This is a genomic window from Paenibacillus qinlingensis, assembly GCF_013204845.1.
GTDB classification, from domain to species: domain Bacteria; phylum Bacillota; class Bacilli; order Paenibacillales; family NBRC-103111; genus Paenibacillus_E; species Paenibacillus_E qinlingensis.
On the sequence record NZ_JABMKY010000019.1, the window covers coordinates 51,142 to 70,402 of the forward strand.

Sequence of the window (19,261 nt, forward strand, 5' to 3'; positions counted from 1 at the left end):
AGGAGGTGCCAAACATGATGGAGTCCCTATCGCATTTACTCAAATCATTACCGGATACGGAGTGGAAAAGAAAAGCTGAATTGAAAATTCAAGGTGTGCTTGCGGATCCTTTGATTGCTAAATTTCGTCAGAAGTATCCATTTGTGGATGATTATGCGATTAAAATAAATATGAATAAGCTATATCAGCATGTTTCTGAATATAAGAATTGTTCCAATTGCCCTGGTCTAGACAAATGTCCAAATGATATGACAGGACATTACACGATTATTTCAGCCCAATCGGTGGATGGCCAAACTCCTTATATCCATGAAGAGAAAGTGGCCTGCAAGAAGTTTATTGCCAAGGGACAACAGGATGCCATATCCAGCCGGATTCGCACTTTTCACGTGGACCCACGCATGATTTCGCGAAGTTTCTCTTTTGGAGATATCTTGGAAACAGATCTCGATCGTGCGAAAGCGGTTATGCAAATCAATGACTATGTGAGTTTGACCATTGAAGAAGGTCTTCAGACGCGAGGGTTATATTTATCTGGATCGTTCGGTACAGGGAAAACGTTCTTGATGGGTTACATGCTGCATCAACTGGCGAAGGTCGGTATGACGGGAGCTATTGTGTACATGCCAGACTTCGCCGAAGACTTGAAGGGAATGTTCCAAGAGCCTTATAAGCTGAAGGAGACGATTGATCTTCTCAAGGAGACGGATCTGCTTGTATTTGATGATATCGGGGCCGAGAATTTGAACCCTTGGCTGAGAGATCATGTCATCGGTGCGATTGTGAATCATCGGATGAATCGCAAACCAACATTCTTTACCTCCAATTATGCGCTATCTGGTTTGGAGAAGCATTTCAGCTTCACGAACAAGGATGGGGACGAAGAGTATAAGGGACAACGGATTATGGATCGGATACGCCCTTTCGTTGATGTGGTTGAGGTAACAGGTACGAACAAACGTGGAAGATAAAACGTAAATAAAAACCTAGCCGAAGATGGCTAGGTTTTTATTCATTTTTTCAATTTCTCAAGCTCGGTGGTGATTTTCTCAATCATTTGTACGAAAGAGGTAAGTTCTTGCGCGCTTGCAGCTTGTGTACGTGCGTAGTGCGTCGTTTCTTCGGAGCCTTTCCTAACAAGCTCGAGCTTCTGTGTTATGAGTTTGAGCTTAGATTGAATTTGATCAAGGGCTTGTCTCGAATTGGAAGCCAGCTTGCGTACTTCATTTGCAACGACCTCGAATCCACGGCCGTGCTCGCCGGAGCGGGCAGCCTCAATGGCAGCATTCAATCCGAGCAGGTGTGTCTGATCAGAGATTTCCTTCATGACGGAGCCCATTTTGGAAATGTCTTTGATCTCATTGTTCAACTCATCGATGCGGGAATTGGAAAGATCTTGAGATTCTGCCGTTTGAATCGCTGTATCTGCAACCGTTTGACTGCTGCTGCCGAGTTCGACCATCATGGAGGCAAGCTCTTGAACAGCGCTGGAGATGGTAGTCAATATGTGATGCTGCTCGTCAGCAAGTGTTTGAATTTTTTGTTTCTCATCATGTTCATAAGCTTCAAGGACAAGCTGTGAGTCAAGATTGAACATTTTGCTTAGCGAATAAATGACTTGAGCCCAATCATCTGGTAGGATGTGTTTGAAATGGGCTGTAGCCAAGTCTGTATATTTGAGATAAGTCCCTAGATACCACGATGTTGTTAGACCGATACGGGAATGAACATTGCCGATATAAAGACGTTTGGAGATAAACTCTTCATCAATTACACCGGAGGTCATGGACATGAAGTACCAGCGCTGTGTTTCTTTGAGTCGTTCCAGTGTGCTGTGTTTCTCAATCAGTGCCCTGAGCTCAGGCCAAGTAATGATGTCTGCGTACAATTCTTCAACAAGTTGATTTACGATGAGTTTGAAGGCCGCTTCTTTGCTTTTCAAAAGCTGTAAGTCTTCATTCGTTAATCCAATATAGGTAATGAGTTTCTGACGTTCTGGCTGAACTTTAATCATGGATAGGATTCCCCTTTAGACTGGATGACTAGAAAATTGCAGGAAAAAAGCCACTTCGCAATTGTGTGCAAAGCGGCTTTTACTTGATACGTTATACCTATTCTTAATTCATCACTTGGATGACGGTAGCAATGACTGCAATGACGAACAATACGCCAAAGAATGCGCCAAAGCCTATGCCTACATCCATGAAATCATTACGCGGTTCTTCGTACACGTGATGCTCAGGGTGTTGATTGCTCATGTGGTTACCCCCTAACGTCCGACATTCGTATTTGTAAGCCTAGTATACCCAAATTCGTCGAAAGTTGTAAAGCTAATCAAAGTGACAATTGTGCAAACAATCGTAATAAATAGCAGAATGGGTAAAATATTTCTTGACTCTGACATTAGTGTTATGGTTTACAATAAAGACATCCCTCCAAGCATGTGGGACTAGAAAGAAGTGACGTCCATGCGGATTAGTGAGTTATCCAAGCTTACCGGAGCAAGTATTCGGTCCTTGCGCTACTACGAAGCCAAAGGGCTGATCGCTACACAACGCGAAGAGAATGGCTATCGGGTCTACAATCAAATGGTTGTTGAACGCGTGAAAACCATTCAGTTTTACTTGAGCCTCGGCTTTACGACCGAGCAGATTGAAAGCTTTCTGAACTGTGTGATGAAGAATCAAGAATCACAGTGTGATGATTTGCTGCCGCTGTACACCGAGAAGCTGCAAGAAATCGAGAAACAAATGGAGATGCTGCAATTGCTCCAAGCGAATCTCAAAGATCGTATTTCCTATATTGAGGAACAGCGACGCCAAGGCCTGCCCGTTGGATTACCCTCGATATAGACCGAAGGATACCCCGTTTGCTAACTTATGGCTTGGTTGAAAAGGCATATGAGTGTGGTATACTTTGTATGTTGACGTGATGCGAAGCAAGTTAAGTGACTAACTTAATCTTACTTTTCACCTTATAAATCAAATTCATTCTTAGAAGGAGGAACTATCATGGCAATCGTGAATGTTTCTGACAACAGTTTTAAAGCAGAAGTTGAAGGAGAAGGTACAGTACTTGTAGACTTCTGGGCACCTTGGTGCGGACCTTGCAAAATGATCGCTCCTGTTTTGGAAGAGCTAGATAAAGAAGTTGAATCTTTGAAAATCGCAAAAGTAAACGTGGATGACAACCCGGAATCCGCTGCTCGCTTTGGCGTTATGAGTATTCCTACTCTAATCGTTTTCAAAGATGGTCAACCGGTTGATAAAGTGGTTGGTTTCCAATCCAAAGACGCGTTGAAAAACGTTGTTTCCCGTCACCAATAAGAATTAACCGTTACAAACTAGAAACAATTGTTCGTGAGAAAAAGCTCTTTTTCTGCTATGCTGAGAAAGAGCTTTTTTTTCATTCACGATGATTTTTTCTGGAAGGAGATATAGGTATGACTGATTTGGAGCAAGAGGACGCAGACGTCCGCGAACAGAGTCTAGAAACGATTAGGCACAAGCTATCTTTACTCCCGGACAAGCCGGGCTGTTATATTATGAAGAACCATCAAGGCACCATTATTTATGTTGGTAAGGCCAAAGTGTTGAAAAATCGTGTGCGCTCCTATTTCACGGGGAGTCACAGTGCCAAAACGCAAAAGCTAGTCAGCGAAATTCGCGACTTTGAATATATTATTACCTCCTCTAACATGGAGGCTCTCATCCTCGAGTGTAATCTGATTAAGCAGCATCATCCACGGTATAACGTACTTCTTAAGGATGATAAGACTTTTCCTTATATCAAAATTACACATGAAGAGCAGCCGCGTCTAGAAGTCACGCGGCGGGTGTACAAGGATAAGGGGAAATATTTCGGCCCTTATCCGAATGCTTTTGCAGCCCAGCAGACGAAGAAGCTGCTGGATCGGTTGTATCCGCTGCGCAAGTGCAAGACCATGCCCGATAAAGTATGCCTATACTATCACATGGGGCAATGTCTTGCGCCCTGCGCACTAGAGGTATCCGCGGAGACGAACGAGCGGATGGTGCAAGAGATCAGTCGTTTCCTGAACGGGGGACACGACGTCATTAAAGAAGAGCTGACGACCAAGATGTTGGCGGCAGCGGAAGAACTGAACTTCGAGCGCGCGAAGGAGCTGCGCGATCATATCATGAGCATCGATGCGCTCATGGAGAAGCAGAAGATCACGACATCGGACGCGCTGGATCGCGATGTATTCGGCTACGCCGTCGACAAAGGTTGGATGGCGGTGCACATCCAGTACATGCGCCAAGGCAAGCTCATCGAACGGCACGTCTCGCTCTTCCCTTACTACGGCGATGAGTACAACGATTTCATGACGTATGTCACGCAGGTGTACAGCGATAATCCCGCATTGCCGAAGGAGATCTTCTTGCCTACGATGCCGGAGCCAGAAGCGCAGCAAGAGGCGCTGGGAGATGGCGTAAGGCGCACCGAGGGTGACGAGAAAGAGATTCGCGAAGCCTTGGAAGGTTGGCTCAAGGTGAAGGTGCACATGCCTCAGCGCGGCCTTAAGAAGCAAATGGTCGATATGGCTAGAGATAACGCAGTGAACGCTTTGGACGAGAAGTTCCGACTTGTTGAACGCGACGAGCGGCGTACAACGAAGGCTGTCGAGAACCTCGGCGAGTGGCTTGGCATTGGTACGATACGCCGAATCGAGGCGTTCGATAACTCGAACATCCAAGGGACGAATCCCGTGTCGGCCATGGTTGTATTCGTGGATGGGAAGCCGGATCGCAAGGAATACCGTAAATATAAAGTGAAGACGGTCGTCGGACCGGATGATTATGAAACGATGCGGGAAGTCATCAGACGGCGCTATGAGCGTGTTCTGAAGGATAATCTCACCATGCCTGATTTGATCGTTGTCGATGGAGGGAAAGGGCAAATCTCCGCTGCTATCGACATTCTGGAGAATGAACTTGGCTTATATATTCCGATTTGCGGACTTGTGAAGGATGCCAAGCATAAAACAGCCCAGTTAATGATCGGTGATCCTGCTGAGATTGTTCCACTGCCGCGGGATAGCCAGGAGTTTTATTTGCTGCAGCGTATTCAAGACGAAGTCCATCGCTTCGCCATCACGTTTCATCGGGAAACGCGTGCCAAGTCGATGGTCGTCTCGCAGCTCGATGCCATTCCAGGCATCGGTGAGAAGCGCCGTAAAGCGCTGCTGAAGCATTTTGGCTCCGTGCGCAAAATGAAAGAGGCTGAAGTCACGGACTTCAAGCCTCTAGGTATTGGTGAGAAATTAGCGAGTGAAATTATCAAAGCACTTCAAGGCGAGGCGGCGGCTCCCCAAGAATAGGGGGCTTTCGCCTTTTTCCATGCAGCCAAGCTAAGCCAAGCCCAACCAGTCCAGGGAGTGCAAGATACAGGATGCCAGCGAGTACATCGCTGATATGGCCTAAGGAGAATAGGGATAACCCCATCAGAATGCTATCCATACACGCATGGACGAATATGGCTGTAATGAATCCATATTTCAGGAAAACATATCCGAGTATGATTCCGATAATTGTGACCTCGATCAGTCGCGTATAGACGGGATAGATCGGGTATTGTGTATGGCTAGCTGCCCAGATTACACTTGGGAGTAAGATGGCGATGAAATTGTTGCGGAACAGTTTTTTGAAAAGGATAATGCCTAGGAATCGGAAGGTAGCTTCTTCCGAAATGGCCGCAACCCACGCCATAAGCGGGAATAATTGAGGCTTGAGCATGTTGAGTACTGAATCGGCAGGGTCATTGACCGACCACACACCGAATTTCACTTCACCTGTGTAGAATAATACCTGTTGGATACCTAGTATGAAGAGTGCGAGCAAATAGCCTCGCCCCATTCCGTGGTACACGTCTTGGCCAAACTTGTCTTCTTTCCAGGCAGACCACTTGTTTTGACCAATAGAGTTCCATAATCCAATACCGGCGACTAAAGAAAGATAGAGCGATATCCCTAGTAGGACAGTGACGACACTCATAAATATAATTGTAAACCAAACGGCCTCGTTACTGTTCGTATCCCCGCTCATAACTCGGAAAGCTGGGTACATATTCACATTGTTCATGATATAAATCACGAAGAAGATCGTAGTTAATAGCAAGCCTCTGCTGAATTTGATTTGTTTCCTATATATGATGGCAAAGACAATTGCAGCAAGCGTCATTAAGAGGGTGAAGCCCATGGAAATCCAGGTCATGCGTGAAGCGGAATCATCTTGTTGGGTGATCCAATCTAAGTGAGAATCAGGCAGTCCAAAGCTTACATTGAAACCGGTGAGAGTCGTTTGATCGAAATTGACTCGTACGTTAAGCTTCGCTTCACCGATGGGTTGCGTGCGTTTTTCGTATTGAAGCGTCATTTGCTCTTCTGGAAAATCATTGCTTGCATTGTCGACTGTGCTGAAGTCCTCTGGGTCAAAGCCCATTTGACGAAGCTCCAGTTTCGCTAGTGTGTCTGCTTTAGTCGGACTCATCGGTGACGATGACTTCGTTTTCGTCATGGCTAGGTTTTCATGCCAGCTGATGATGCGTGAATTCGTGTAATTAACATCGACTTCAAACTGACGTTTGGTAGATGCATCCTTGACGCTAACTTGATAATAATCAATCGGAAACCGTTCGCCATATTGCTTCGTATAAGCTTCTAGTAAATGTTCCTTTTGAAAGTAGCCGCTTCGCTCTTTTTTAGATTGATAGACGACGTAGGTTTGTGGATTGTGCAGCTCATAACGCTGACGGATGAAGGCTGCCGCACTTTCGGCTGCTTGCTGCTTGGTGATCGAGGGCATGTCCGCTACAGCAGGCTCCTCATCACGCAGTCCATACAGCATCGAAACCCCGAGGTAAAGGAACATGCCAATACAAGCCAAGAGGAGCAGGAAACGATTAAATTTCAGCCTTTGCATAGTCAATTCCCTTCTGAATTCACGATTCTTAATCATTTCTTAACGTTATCATAGTTTAAAAAGAAAGCCAATTTACTGGTAAACATTCAGAAACAATTATATAATACCTTTTGAATTGCTTACTGCCGAATTTCTCTAAATGAACGGGGAACTCTATCGGTATCGGGCATGGTATTTAAAGATTTTTCTTATATATGCAGGAGGCACGATGAGTAAAAAACTGAATATTTGGCAGCTAACACCTCCGCAGATACTGGTTTTAGGTTTTGCTGTGATCATTTTCATTGGAGCGGGGCTCTTGATGCTGCCCTTTGCTTCCGCGACAGGTCAGTCTATGTCCTTTATTGATGCACTGTTTACTTCCGTATCGGCGACTTGTGTGACAGGGTTAGTTGTCGTAGATACAGGCAGCGCGTTTACAACCTTTGGGCAAATTGTGATCGTTTCTTTGATTCAAATAGGCGGGCTTGGTTTTATGACCATGGCTACGTTAGTTGCTTTCGTTTTTCGAAAAAAGATCACTTTAAAAGAGCGACTTGTCCTGCAGGAGGCCTTGAATCAAGGCAGTATGGAGGGAATCGTTCGATTAATTCGCAAAGTTATCATATATTCTTTAACTATTGAAGCTATTGCTGCAGTCATTTTTACCATTCGATTTTCGTTTGAATTTGGTTTTAGCAGAGGACTTTATTATGGCATCTGGCATGCTGTTTCGATGTTCAATAATGCTGGGTTTGATCTGTTTGGTACCATTGATGCTCCTTTCGTATCGCTTACCGGATATGTTGGTGATTTTGTTGTGAATTTTGTATCCATTATGCTGATCATACTTGGGGGAATCGGTTTCATTGTTATTTCTGATTTGATCGAATTTCGCAAAAAGAAGAAGTTATCACTGAATTCCAAAGTTGTTCTCAGCATGAGCGGATTACTCCTTGTTGTAGGTGTGCTTGGTATTTTTATATTCGAATTTACGAATATCAGAACCTTAGGTTCCTTAGATTTTGGTTCAAAGTTGTTGTCGTCCTTTTTCCAATCCGCAGCAACAAGATCAGCGGGTCCGAATACGGTCGATATTAGTGCGTTGCGTCAAGCTTCCCAATTTCTTATGATTATTCTCATGTTTATTGGTGCTTCTCCAGGATCTACAGGCGGGGGCATCAAGGTGACTACATTTATGATTCTGATTAGTGCAATCATCACCATGATTCGTGGGAAAGAAGATATTGTTGTTTTTCGTTACCGATTAGCCAAAGATCGCATTCTCAAAGCTATTACGTTAACCATGATGGCCTTATTCTTAGTTATTATCGTCACGATGATTTTATCCACCACACAAGATTCTTCCTTTATCAAAATTTTATTTGAAGTTACATCCGCATTTGGAACTGTGGGCCTGACAATGGGATTGACACCGGAATTAACGACATTTGGGAAAGCGCTAATCAGTTTAACGATGTTTGCCGGACGATTAGGAACGGTCACACTGGCCTATGCTTTACAACCTAAGCAAGAGAAAGAATTATTTAGATACCCTGAGGGGAAAATTACGATTGGATAGGTGCAAAACAAGATGAAGAAGAAGCAATACGTTGTGGTAGGATTAGGTAGATTCGGGTCAAGCCTTTCTAGAGAACTTATGAAACTTGGTCATGAAGTTTTGGGGATTGACTTGGACGAGGAAGTCGTGAACGACATGAGTGATGAACTCACACATTCGGTTGTCGCGGACGCAACGGATGAAGATGTACTGAAATCATTAGGTATCCGAAATTTTGATTGTGCCGTCATCGCCATCGGGGATGATATTCAATCCAGCATTTTGACAGCGATCGTAATGAAAGATTTGGGTGTCAATCAAGTCGTTGCCAAAGCCTTATCTGAGCTTCATGGAAAGGTACTAACGAAATTAGGTGTTGATCGCGTCGTTTATCCAGAACGGGACATGGGCATTCGCGTAGCGCATCAATTGGTCACTCCTAATTTATTGGATTATATTGAAATTTCCAAAGATTACACGATTGTAGAGCTTTCAGTGCCAAAGCGGTTGTGTGGGTATACGATTCAACAGTTAGATCCGCGAGCTAAATTCGGGTGCAGTGTTGTGGCGATCAACAAGCAGACCGGGGTTATCATTGCGCCGCAAGCAGGTGATGTTGTGAATGAAAATGATATCATGGTTATCATCGGAACGAACAACCAAATCAATGAATTTGAAAGTCAAGTTATCGGCTGATCCTCACACATACCATGTCCTGCAGCAAGGGAATTTCTTATGAAGGTGGACAACTCATGTATAAGGTACTCATGATCGAAGATGATGCGATGATCGGTGATATGGTCACGATGTATTTGAAGGAAGAGGGTTTCCATGTCATCCGAGAGGAGAATGGGACAAGTGGGATTGCAACAATACCGCAGTTTCAACCTGATCTGATTCTGTTGGATTTGGTGCTGCCAGATATGGACGGGCTAGCGATTTGTCGCCAAGTTCGTGAGACTTCAGGTGTACCAATCATGATTGTGTCAATGAAAAATAAAATCGTTGAACGCGTCAATGCTTTAGGAGCGGGTGCAGATGACTTCTTGTGTAAGCCATTTAGTATGCATGAATTGATTGCAAGAGCCCATGCACTAATACGCCGCGCACAGAGATATCCATCCATGAATCAGCTTCCTGCGACATTGTCTAGACCCCAAGAAGAGGACGAAGTAAAACCAGTGAAATCAACTGTTTTTGCGGCTGTGCTGGATAAGCAAGACAAGATAACACTGAATACGAACACACGCTCCATGAGTGTGTATGGTGAGATCGTCGAGACAACGTATTCGGAATTTGAAATTATGAGATGTTTTATTAACAATCCGGGCCGGGTGTATAGTCGAGAAGACTTATTGCAGACCGTGCGCGGATTTGATTCATTCGTGACTGACAGGGCTATTGATGTACATATCGCAAATCTTCGGAAGAAGATCGAAGACAACCCCAAAGAGCCGAAATGGATTCGGACCGTTTGGGGTGTTGGATATAAATTTGTCCACATGTAAGTGGTTCGGGCTAACGGTGCTTAGTAAAATAGTTGATCGCTTGGGCGACAAATTTCATGGATTCCGCATTATCTGCTGAATGATCGGAGTAGATCAGTGAGGTTGTTCGTTTCGTTTGTTCCAATTCTTGCAGGTCTCTTAAAATTAGTTCATTATTCTGAATTAAATCTGTTCGCAAATAGGATTTGGGCAATAAGGTTGCCGTCTTGCAGGTAGAGACGAGCCTTATGATCGCTTCGAAGGAATCGATCTCCATTTGAACATTGGGGAATATCGTGAAACGATTGAACAGCTCGTCCATCAGAATGCGATACCAGGTACCTTTGGAAAAAAGGATCATCGGCAATTCATTCAAATCCTTCATCGTAATCTCCGTACGATCGATTAGGGGATGTCCAGATGGGAGCACCAGGCTGAGATGGTCGTCGAACAAAGGCTCGCAGTGGAGGCTAGTCGCATTAATTTGAGAGGCAACGATGCCGATATCCACTTTATTGTCTTTTACCAAGGATACAATCTCATGTGTTTTGCCGGTAAGAAGCTTGATATCAGTGAGTGGATAGTCCTGCAAATAATCCGTAATGAGATCAGGCAGTGTAGATTGGAGTGTTGTCAGAGAGGCTCCGATGGTAAGTGATGACGGGCTGCCCGCGGCTTTATAACTATGAAGGGCTTGCTTGAACTTCCGCTCAAGATGACGCTTCTCTAAAGCGTGGTCATAGCAAATTTGCCCCGCTTTCGTTAACTCCAGTCTTTTCCCCTTTCGGATAAAAAGCTCCACCCCAAGCTCATCTTCCAGCTTCATGATTTTGCGCGATAGGGCAGGCTGTGAAATGTTTAACAATTGTGACGCTTTATTCAGGCTGACTTGTTCAACTACGATGGCGAAGACATCTAAAAGCTCCAAACGTTTCCCTCATCTCTATATGTGAAATAGTTATAAGTAGATATAAAAAAACGGCACTTCCATTATAAGCGTGAAAGAGGTACGATGTACATGTCACAAATTAGCTATATTTCGTGGACCTTTGTGTATAATCATTGACTGAATTGGCAAAATAGGCGTGGATGATTATGGGTTGACGCTCGTTTGCGGCGAGAGTACAATGATATGTGGCTTGTTTTGTCAAAACTTGTCGGATGTTTGTTGTGATTGAATTTTGTTGAGGGGGGAATTGGTTACATTATGAGTAATTCGTATTACTTTCGAAAGATCCACTCGTTACTAGGTGTCATTCCGGTGGGCTTCTTTCTTCTTGAGCATTTGCTCACTAATTATGAAGCGACCAAAGGACCTGAAGCCTTCCTGGATCAAATTAACTGGTTGAACGATTTGCCGTTACGATTGTTATTGGAAATCGTGGGAATCTGGCTTCCACTTCTTTACCATGCCGTTTATGGACTTTATGTAGCGTATCAATCACGTAATAACGTATCAAGCTACGGGTATTTCCGTAATACGATGTTTATGTTGCAACGTGTGACAGGGGTGCTTACATTCTTGTTCATCGTATGGCATCTATTCGAGACTCGCGTTCAGGTTGCCCTAGGCAACGTGGCGCATGAAGCTCTTGGCAATACGATGCATGATATTGCGACGAATCCAGTTATCTTCACGTTATATCTAGTTGGGATTGTTTCTGCAACATTCCATTTCACGAACGGCCTATGGTCATTCCTTGTGAGCTGGGGGATTACAATTGGACCGCGTGCGCAACGCTTTTCGACGATCATTACAATGGGCTTGTTCGTTCTAATGACGGTGATGTTTATAATGTCATTAACTGCGTTTACAGGTACAGAATTTTCAGTTCCAGTAGAAGCGCATACGGGGAAATAAGGGAGGGTGAACAGAAGTGGCTAATTCAAAAATCATCGTCGTCGGCGGAGGCCTTGCGGGACTCATGGCGACAATTAAAGCGGCAGAGGCCGGAGTTCATGTGCAATTGTTCTCCTTGGTTCCTGTTAAACGTTCCCACTCCGTATGTGCGCAAGGCGGCATTAACGGTGCGGTGAATACGAAGGGTGAAGGTGACTCCACATGGGAGCACTTTGACGATACAGTTTACGGGGGAGATTTCTTAGCGAATCAACCTCCTGTTAAAGCATTATGCGACGCGGCTCCAGGAATCATTCACTTGATGGACCGTATGGGCGTTATGTTTAACCGTACACCAGAAGGTTTGCTTGATTTCCGTCGTTTCGGTGGTACCAAATATCACCGTACAGCATTCGCTGGCGCAACTACGGGTCAACAATTGCTGTATGCGCTTGACGAGCAAGTTCGTCGTTGGGAAACAGCAGGTCTTGTGACGAAATTCGAGCACTGGGAATTCCTGGGTTCGGTTATTGATGACGATGGCGTATGCCGTGGTATTGCAGCACAAGATTTGCGTAGCATGGAAATTCAAACGTTCCCAGCTGACGCGGTTATCTTGGCAACAGGTGGTCCTGGGATCATTTTCGGGAAAACAACGAATTCCGTCATTAACACAGGTACAGCAGCAAGTGCGGTTTACCAACAAGGCGTGAAATACGCGAATGGTGAAATGATTCAAATTCACCCAACGGCGATTCCGGGAGACGACAAGCTGCGCTTGATGTCCGAATCCGCACGTGGTGAGGGCGGACGTATTTGGACGTACAAAGACGGTAAGCCGTGGTACTTCCTTGAAGAGAAATACCCAGCCTACGGTAACCTTGTTCCTCGTGATATTGCAACGCGTGAGATTTTCTCCGTGTGTATTGATCAGAAGCTTGGTATTAATGGCGAGAACATGGTGTACTTGGATCTTTCTCATAAAGACCCGAAAGAGCTTGATATTAAGCTCGGCGGTATTATGGAAATTTACGAGAAGTTCATGGGCGATGACCCGCGTAAAATTCCGATGAAAATTTTCCCAGCGGTTCATTATTCGATGGGCGGCATGTGGGTTGACTATAACATGATGACAAACATTCCAGGCCTATTCGCAGCAGGTGAGTGTGAGTATCAGCATCACGGTGCAAACCGTTTGGGCGCGAACTCCCTCGTTTCCGCGATCTACGACGGCATGGTTTCTGGTCCTAAAGCGGTCGAGTATATTCGCGGCTTATCCAAGCATGCGGATGATACGTCCTCGATTATTTATGATCGTGAGAAGAAACGCCATCAAGATCGTTATGAGAGCTTGCTCAAAATGAACAATGGTACGGAAAATGCGTACGTGCTTCATAAAGAGCTTGGCGACATGATGAATGCGAATATGACGGTGGTTCGTTACAATGACCGTTTGACAGAAACGATCGGCAAGATCAAGGATTTGAAAGAGCGTTACAACAACATCAACATCACAGATACGGCACGTTGGAACAACCAAGGGGTTGCGTTCACACGCCAACTTTGGAACATGTTCGAGCTTGCTGAAGCGATGACTGTTGGTGCCTTGATGCGTGATGAGAGTCGTGGCGCGCATTATAAGCCTGATTTCCCAGAACGTGATGATGATAACTTCATGAAAACGACAATCGCAGACTGGACGCCAGATGGTCCTAAGATTTCGTATGATGAAATTGATGTATCGTTGATTAAACCTCGTAAACGTGACTACTCCACGGAGAAGAAAAAGGAGGGATCCTGATCATGGCGGAGACATTAAGCGCAACGAAAACCGTGAAGTTTATCGTGACTCGTCAAGAGAGTCCGGATTCCAAACCGTACACAGAGGAGTTTGAAGTTCCTTATCGCGCGAACATGAACGTGATCAGCGGTTTGATGGAAGTTCAGCGTAACCCTAAGAATGCGAATGGCGACAAAACAACTCCGGTATGTTGGGAATCCAACTGTCTGGAAGAAGTGTGTGGCGCTTGTTCCATGGTCATCAATGGTAAGCCGCGTCAAGCTTGTTCCGCGTTAGTAGATAAGCTTGAGCAGCCGATTCGTGTAGCGCCAATGAGCACATTCCCTGTAATGCGTGACCTTGTTATCGACCGTGGACGCATGTTCAATGCGTTGAAAAAGGTTAAAGCATGGGTTCCAATCGATGGAACATACGACCTTGGTCCTGGACCGCGTATGGCTGAGTCGAAGCGTCAATGGGCTTATGAGTTGTCCAAATGTATGACATGCGGCGTGTGTTTGGAAGCTTGTCCGAACGTAAACGACAAAAACTCGTTTATCGGGCCTTCTGCACTTTCCCAAGTTCGTCTATTCAACGCTCACCCAACGGGTGAGATGAACAAAGACGAGCGTTTGGATACGCTGATGACAGACGGCGGTATCGAAGGCTGCGGTAACTCGCAGAACTGCGTACGTTCCTGTCCGAAGGGTATTCCGCTTACGACGTCGATCGCTGCTTTGAATGCGGACACGACGAAGCACTTGTTCAAGAAATGGTTAGGCGTGTAAGATGCGCTGAAATGAAGTCCGTCCTCCTGGAATTGGGAGTGGCGGGCTTTTTTGTTTTTGATGGTGGGAGTAGGGCGGCAGTTTTGAGAGGAAATAAGAACTCGTAGAGTTCTTATTCGGCGAGAACGGTAGCTTTGGGAGGAAATAAGAACGCTTCGCGTTCTTATTTCTGGCGCAAGCGCGGGGAAAGCACGGAGAAGCGGAAAATAAGAACTCACGGAGTTCTTATTCGGCGAGAACGGCAGCTTTGGGAGGAAATAAGAACGCTTCGCGTTCTTATTTCTGGCGCAAGCGCGGGGAAAGCACGGAGAAGCGGAATATAAGAACTCGCGGAGTTCTTATTCAGTGGGAACGGCCGCTTTGGGAGGAAATAAGAACGTTTCGCGTTCTTATTTCTGGCGCAAGTGCGGGGATCACCCTCGCCGAGTCTTACATTTCGGACAACAAAAAGACCTGAGTCAGACTCTCAGGTCATCTGGATCATGTGTAGAGGTTAGTGCGCTGCGGGGCAGTCGGGTGATTCTGGTGCGTCATACTTATTTATAGGGGACATCAAGTGAGGGTGCTGGGAAGAATAATACGACGACCTAGGTTCGGCAAGATCAGATGAAGCTGCTCCAGTTGAACTAATGGGCGCTGCGGGTTGGATGTGCTTTTTATCTAACATGTGAATGTGGAAATGAATCGATTGCATCGCGACACCTCCATATAGATGCTTTATATGTTATATAATATTACGTAAACACTCATTTTGACAACATAATATTTATTTATGTTATATATATTGACATGAACGGCTAATCTAAGTATGATATAGACAAAAGTAAGAAAACGAAGAAACAACCGCATAGCAAACTTGTTTTCTAGGGTTCCGCGATAGAATGAAGGCTATCGGTCAGGTCCAAGAGAAGACACACGATGAGCAATTCATCGTGCACACGGAGGGATAAAAGCCCGGGAGGATATCAGGATATGATATCATTCCGGGCTTTTTCCTTATCATTTTATACAGAGAGGGAGTTCGGAGAATGAGACAAAAAACAATATTTCTGATGTTGGCGGTATTATTAACTTTTACAGTAATTAGCGGGTGTGGTAGTAAAGAGGCGAGTACGACAGCAGGAGGCAGCAAAGAACCGATCAAATTGGCACTTAGTCCATGGCCAGGCTGGTTCGTGTGGTATCTCGTGAAGGAGAAGGGCTTTTTCGAGAAAAATGGCGTGAACGTGGATCTGGTTTGGTTCCCTGTATACAGTGACTCCTTATCCGCACTTGCTTCAGGTAAAGTGGATGCAAATAGTCAAACGTTGAGCGATACACTAGCTCCAGCAAGCAAAGGCATTAAGCTGAAAGCTGTGCTGGTTAATGATAACTCCAATGGCGGCGACGGTGTTGTCGTGAAGCCAAGTATCAACTCTTTGAAAGATTTGAAAGGTAAGAAAGTTGCAACGGAGCTTGGAACCGTCGATCATCTTCTGATGCTGACAGCGCTTGAGAAAGCAGGTTTAGCAGAGAAGGATGTCTCTTATACGAATATGACAGTCAACGATGCAGGGCCAGCGTTCATAGCGGGTAATTTGGATGCTGCGGTACTCTGGGAACCCTTCCTAAGCAAAGCCATTCAAGAGGGGAAAGGGAAGTTGCTCTTCTCATCCAAGGATACACCGGGACTGATTCCTGACTTGCTCGTATTTAAAGAAGAAATTACAAAAAATCGTCCAGACGATGTGAAGAAAATCATTAACGCTTGGTTCGACGCATTGGACTACTGGAAAGCGAACCCAGAAGAATCACTGAAAATTATGGCTAAAGCGGCAGAGACGCCGCTCGATGAATACAAAGCTGGTGTGGATAGCGTGAAGATTTTCCAATTGGAAGATAACGTCAAAGCATTCGCCAAAGCGGATTCCTACGAGTCCCTAGCATTTACTTCTGTAAAGACAGCCGAATTCTTAAAAGGCTTGGATATGCTGAGTACAATTCCCAAAGCGGAAACCTTCTTGGATGGCCATTTTGTAGAGGAAGTCATGAAGGAACGCAAGAAATAAAGGCTGAACAGGAGGTCTGCAGATGGAAACGCTGGTGAAAAAAAGACGTAAGTCCACATTGTTTGCCATACGAGGAGAAATTAGCCGTAAATCATATTTGTCAGGTGTCTTGCTTATCATTGCAGTTCTGTTGTTGTTCTGGAGCGTGATGAGCTACGGCAACTTGGTCAATCGTACTTTCCTTCCAACACCGGATCAGGTGCTCCGGCAGTTTGGGATTCAACTACAGAACCCGGTGTTCTGGCAAAATGTTTGGATTAGTATTTTCCGAGTGGGCGGTGGATTCTTGCTCGCTTGTATCATTGGTATACCGCTGGGGATTCTTGCGGGTACGTATAAGTTTGCAGAAGCTATCCTAGTACCACCAACGGAGTTCATTCGGTATATGCCTGCGACAGCTTTCATTCCCTTGATCATGGTGTGGGCGGGGATTGGCGAATGGGCGAAAGTCCTCGTAATCTTCCTGGGATGTTTCTTCCAATTGATGCTGATGGTTGCAGATAATACACGTTCGGTTTCTAATGATCTACTGCAAACTTCGTATACATTAGGTGCGAAACGCTGGCAAGTGATCGAAAAGGTGCTGATTCCTGCACTGTTGCCTGATTTGATGAACACGCTGCGCTTAATTATTGGGTGGGCTTGGACGTATCTGGTTGTAGCTGAGTTGGTTGCGGCTAGCAGTGGTCTTGGATTTTCGATCATGAAGGCGCAGAGGTTCTTGAACACGGATCAAATTTTTGTAGGTATTATTGCGATTGGATTGCTAGGCTTACTGACAGATCGTACATTTGCCTATTGTCATAAGCGATTTTTCCCATGGTTGGAAGGAGGGCGTTAAGATGGAAGCATTGAACCTAGATTACAACAACGTGCCTTCTGAGGGGACAAATGCAGGTGTCGGTGTGCGAAAAATTGAAGCAGTCGATGTTACGAAGGTATACAGTACGAAGAAGTCGCAATTCGTAGCTTTGGATCGTGTGTCCTTTCACGTGAATGCGCATGAGTTTGTCAGTTTTGTTGGGCCTTCTGGCTGTGGGAAGTCTTCCTTATTGCGAATTATTGCTGGACTAGAACCCTTGACGATGGGGGATCTGAGTATCAACGGTCATGAGATTGAAGGTCCTGGCGCTGACCGAGGCATGGTCTTCCAGAGCTATACGTTATTCCCATGGTTATCTGTTAGGGAGAATATTGAATTCGGATTGACGTTGAAGGGTGTTCCTCTGTTCGAAAAGAGAGCCATATCCGATCACTTCATGGAGCTAGTCGGGTTGCATAAGTTCGCGAAATCTTTGCCGAAGGAGCTATCGGGCGGGATGAAGCAGCGGGTCGCGATTGCACGAGCTTTGGCGAATAATCCGGATGTGCTGCTCATGGATGAACCGTTCGGAGCGCTGGATCCTCAAACGAAAAATGCCATGCAGGAGTTGTTGCTGCGCATTTGGGAAAAGGAGAAAACGACGGTTGTGTTCATCACGCACGATATCGAGGAAGCCATTTTCTTATCGCAGCGGGTGTATGTGATGCAGGCGCATCCCGGAACGATCCGCAGTGAGATCGTCATACCGCGCGGACTGCGGCAGGTTGAGGATGTGAAGGATTCCGAAGCTTTCGTGAAGCTGAAAAAGCAGATCATTTCGTTGATTGGGCATCACGACGAGTAAGTGCAATAGAGGCACCATAGCAGAGTGATCTGCTGTGGTGCCTTTTGTGCTGGGACGACTGGGGGAAGCATATCAGCAGGCGCAGCTGGTTCGGTGGGAGGTGATATGCGATAGTAGGTAGTAGATAGTAAATAGTAGATAAGCGAAATAACTGGAAATTATCCAGCTATTTTGGGAGGATGTACAGGTTTTATAGAAATAACTGGAAAACATCCAGCTATTTTGAGTCATTTTGCTCAAAAAGCGCAGAAATGAATAAATTAGCTACATGAAATCCATCTAATTCTGATTTTCTTCAATATATCAAGAATTTAGATGGAGGTTTTCCAGTTAATCATTTTAACTGCGCAAAGCTTACCGAGATCCTGTCCCCTACCACTTAGTCAGATTGTGGAGCCGATGCTAGAACAGGGAAAAGCCTCCCCTTAAGGAGTTCGCCTTCCTGAAAGCCGGAGCCTCGGGTCAGCTCATGATTGCTTTTGCTATTAAAAGTGGCATTCTCCGGCATATAGACGATGGTCAAGACTCGGCGTGGTTTGTCAGACTGGTTGGCATGCGCATAATGAAAAGTAAGTCCGTGATGAAGTGTGAAGCTGCCGCGTTTGAGTGGTACGTTGACAGGTCTGCGGAGGTTCGTACCACTATCCTTGGTGAGTTCGAGTAAATCGATCGGATGGAGGAAGTCGACATTGGTTAATTTTCCTTCTTTGTGAGAGCCGGGGATGAAGGATAAGCAGCCGTTAACCTCATCCACATCATGCATAGGTAACCATAGAGTTAAAACATTGGATTCATGCATGGGGAAATAAGTGGCATCCTGATGCCAAGGGGTAGGCTTGGAATCTCCGGGCATTTTCCAGAAAGCTTGATCATGGAACAAGCGGACGCCGGTTGAACCGGAAAATTGCCTGGCAATATCCGCAAGTTTGGGACTTAGCACGTAGAGGGCCATACCCGCAGAGTCACGCCATGTATTCATTTTGCTGTTTAGAATTTTGAAGTAGTCGGAGTCCTTCTCCACGCTTTGTGTATGTTCGCCTTCAATCGCCATGACCTCGTCGAGGTAAGCGCTCAGCTCATTGATTTCCTTTCCTGACAAGACATCCTCTAACTGGACAAAACCGTTTTCTTCATAAAATGCGATTTTTTCTGCGGGTACTTGAAACATGG

The 19,261-nt window shown here is 45.4% G+C and carries 18 protein-coding genes and 1 riboswitch; of the genes, 13 read left to right on the plus strand and 5 right to left on the minus strand.

The genetic code is table 11. The annotated features are described in order from the left end of the window. Positions 1–17: 17 nt before the first annotated feature. Entirely contained in the window at positions 18–971 is a 954-nt protein-coding gene (gene dnaI, locus HQN88_RS27045; protein ID WP_173118510.1) for a primosomal protein DnaI, read from the plus strand. 41 nt (positions 972–1,012) lie between these two features. On the opposite strand, the gene HQN88_RS27050 is transcribed toward dnaI, so the two are convergent. Continuing rightward, entirely contained in the window at positions 1,013–2,014 is a 1,002-nt protein-coding gene (locus HQN88_RS27050; protein ID WP_173118357.1) for a globin-coupled sensor protein, read from the minus strand. 103 nt (positions 2,015–2,117) lie between these two features. Continuing rightward, the gene (locus HQN88_RS27055) at positions 2,118–2,258 is read right to left on the minus strand and encodes a YqzM family protein (RefSeq protein WP_173118359.1); all 141 of its coding nucleotides are present in this window, start codon (positions 2,256–2,258) and stop codon (positions 2,118–2,120) included. Positions 2,259–2,468: 210 nt separating this feature from the next. Here HQN88_RS27055 and HQN88_RS27060 point away from each other — a divergent pair, with 210 nt between their 5' ends. The 3 genes from HQN88_RS27060 to uvrC all read left to right on the plus strand — a co-directional run bounded on the left by HQN88_RS27060 (position 2,469) and on the right by uvrC (position 5,341). Next, positions 2,469–2,852, plus strand: a complete 384-nt coding sequence (locus HQN88_RS27060) for a MerR family transcriptional regulator (protein ID WP_056613610.1) — start codon at positions 2,469–2,471, stop codon at positions 2,850–2,852. 159 nt (positions 2,853–3,011) lie between these two features. Further along, positions 3,012–3,326, plus strand: coding sequence for a thioredoxin (trxA, locus tag HQN88_RS27065; RefSeq protein WP_056613612.1), 315 nt, complete (start codon positions 3,012–3,014; stop codon positions 3,324–3,326). Between the two features lie 116 nt (positions 3,327–3,442). Continuing rightward, positions 3,443–5,341, plus strand: coding sequence for an excinuclease ABC subunit UvrC (gene uvrC, locus HQN88_RS27070; RefSeq protein WP_173118361.1), 1,899 nt, complete (start codon positions 3,443–3,445; stop codon positions 5,339–5,341). On the opposite strand, the gene HQN88_RS27075 is transcribed toward uvrC, so the two are convergent. Next, positions 5,301–6,941, minus strand: coding sequence for a CPBP family intramembrane glutamic endopeptidase (locus tag HQN88_RS27075; protein ID WP_173118363.1), 1,641 nt, complete (start codon positions 6,939–6,941; stop codon positions 5,301–5,303). The genes uvrC and HQN88_RS27075 overlap by 41 nt on opposite strands. Before the next feature lie 208 nt (positions 6,942–7,149). Here HQN88_RS27075 and HQN88_RS27080 point away from each other — a divergent pair, with 208 nt between their 5' ends. The 3 genes from HQN88_RS27080 to HQN88_RS27090 are packed head-to-tail and all read left to right on the plus strand — an operon-like array spanning position 7,150 to position 9,989. After that, entirely contained in the window at positions 7,150–8,502 is a 1,353-nt protein-coding gene (locus HQN88_RS27080) for a TrkH family potassium uptake protein (RefSeq protein WP_173118365.1), read from the plus strand. 12 nt (positions 8,503–8,514) lie between these two features. Continuing rightward, the gene (locus HQN88_RS27085; protein WP_173118367.1) at positions 8,515–9,177 is read left to right on the plus strand and encodes a potassium channel family protein; all 663 of its coding nucleotides are present in this window, start codon (positions 8,515–8,517) and stop codon (positions 9,175–9,177) included. Between the two features lie 56 nt (positions 9,178–9,233). Continuing rightward, positions 9,234–9,989, plus strand: a complete 756-nt coding sequence (locus HQN88_RS27090) for a response regulator transcription factor (protein WP_173118369.1) — start codon at positions 9,234–9,236, stop codon at positions 9,987–9,989. A gap of 10 nt (positions 9,990–9,999) precedes the next feature. Here HQN88_RS27090 and HQN88_RS27095 read toward each other — a convergent pair whose 3' ends face one another. Continuing rightward, a complete protein-coding gene (locus HQN88_RS27095) occupies positions 10,000–10,896 on the minus strand; it encodes a LysR family transcriptional regulator (RefSeq protein ID WP_173118371.1) in 897 nt (298 codons plus the stop codon). 276 nt (positions 10,897–11,172) lie between these two features. Between HQN88_RS27095 and HQN88_RS27100 the strand changes: the two genes are divergently transcribed. The 6 genes from HQN88_RS27100 (at position 11,173) to HQN88_RS27125 (ending at position 18,091) form a co-directional block, all read left to right on the plus strand. Beyond that, a complete protein-coding gene (locus HQN88_RS27100) occupies positions 11,173–11,829 on the plus strand; it encodes a succinate dehydrogenase cytochrome b558 subunit (RefSeq protein ID WP_274318830.1) in 657 nt (218 codons plus the stop codon). A gap of 16 nt (positions 11,830–11,845) precedes the next feature. Next, positions 11,846–13,609, plus strand: coding sequence for a succinate dehydrogenase flavoprotein subunit (gene sdhA, locus HQN88_RS27105; protein ID WP_173118375.1), 1,764 nt, complete (start codon positions 11,846–11,848; stop codon positions 13,607–13,609). A 2-nt stretch (positions 13,610–13,611) separates the two neighbouring features. Then, positions 13,612–14,376: a succinate dehydrogenase iron-sulfur subunit gene (sdhB, locus tag HQN88_RS27110; RefSeq protein WP_056613628.1), complete on the plus strand. Its 765-nt coding sequence runs from the start codon at positions 13,612–13,614 to the stop codon at positions 14,374–14,376. A gap of 852 nt (positions 14,377–15,228) precedes the next feature. Further along, positions 15,229–15,339, plus strand: a riboswitch (guanidine-I (ykkC/yxkD leader). Between the two features lie 65 nt (positions 15,340–15,404). Continuing rightward, positions 15,405–16,424 (plus strand): ABC transporter substrate-binding protein, encoded by a 1,020-nt coding sequence (locus HQN88_RS27115; RefSeq protein ID WP_173118377.1) that lies wholly within the window; start codon positions 15,405–15,407, stop codon positions 16,422–16,424. Positions 16,425–16,446: 22 nt separating this feature from the next. Next, positions 16,447–17,265: an ABC transporter permease gene (locus HQN88_RS27120; protein WP_173118379.1), complete on the plus strand. Its 819-nt coding sequence runs from the start codon at positions 16,447–16,449 to the stop codon at positions 17,263–17,265. A 1-nt stretch (position 17,266) separates the two neighbouring features. Further along, the gene (locus tag HQN88_RS27125; protein ID WP_173118381.1) at positions 17,267–18,091 is read left to right on the plus strand and encodes an ABC transporter ATP-binding protein; all 825 of its coding nucleotides are present in this window, start codon (positions 17,267–17,269) and stop codon (positions 18,089–18,091) included. A gap of 379 nt (positions 18,092–18,470) precedes the next feature. Here the strand turns inward: HQN88_RS27125 and HQN88_RS27130 are convergent, their stop codons facing one another. Continuing rightward, entirely contained in the window at positions 18,471–19,259 is a 789-nt protein-coding gene (locus tag HQN88_RS27130; RefSeq protein WP_173118383.1) for a phytanoyl-CoA dioxygenase family protein, read from the minus strand. Positions 19,260–19,261: the final 2 nt, after the last annotated feature.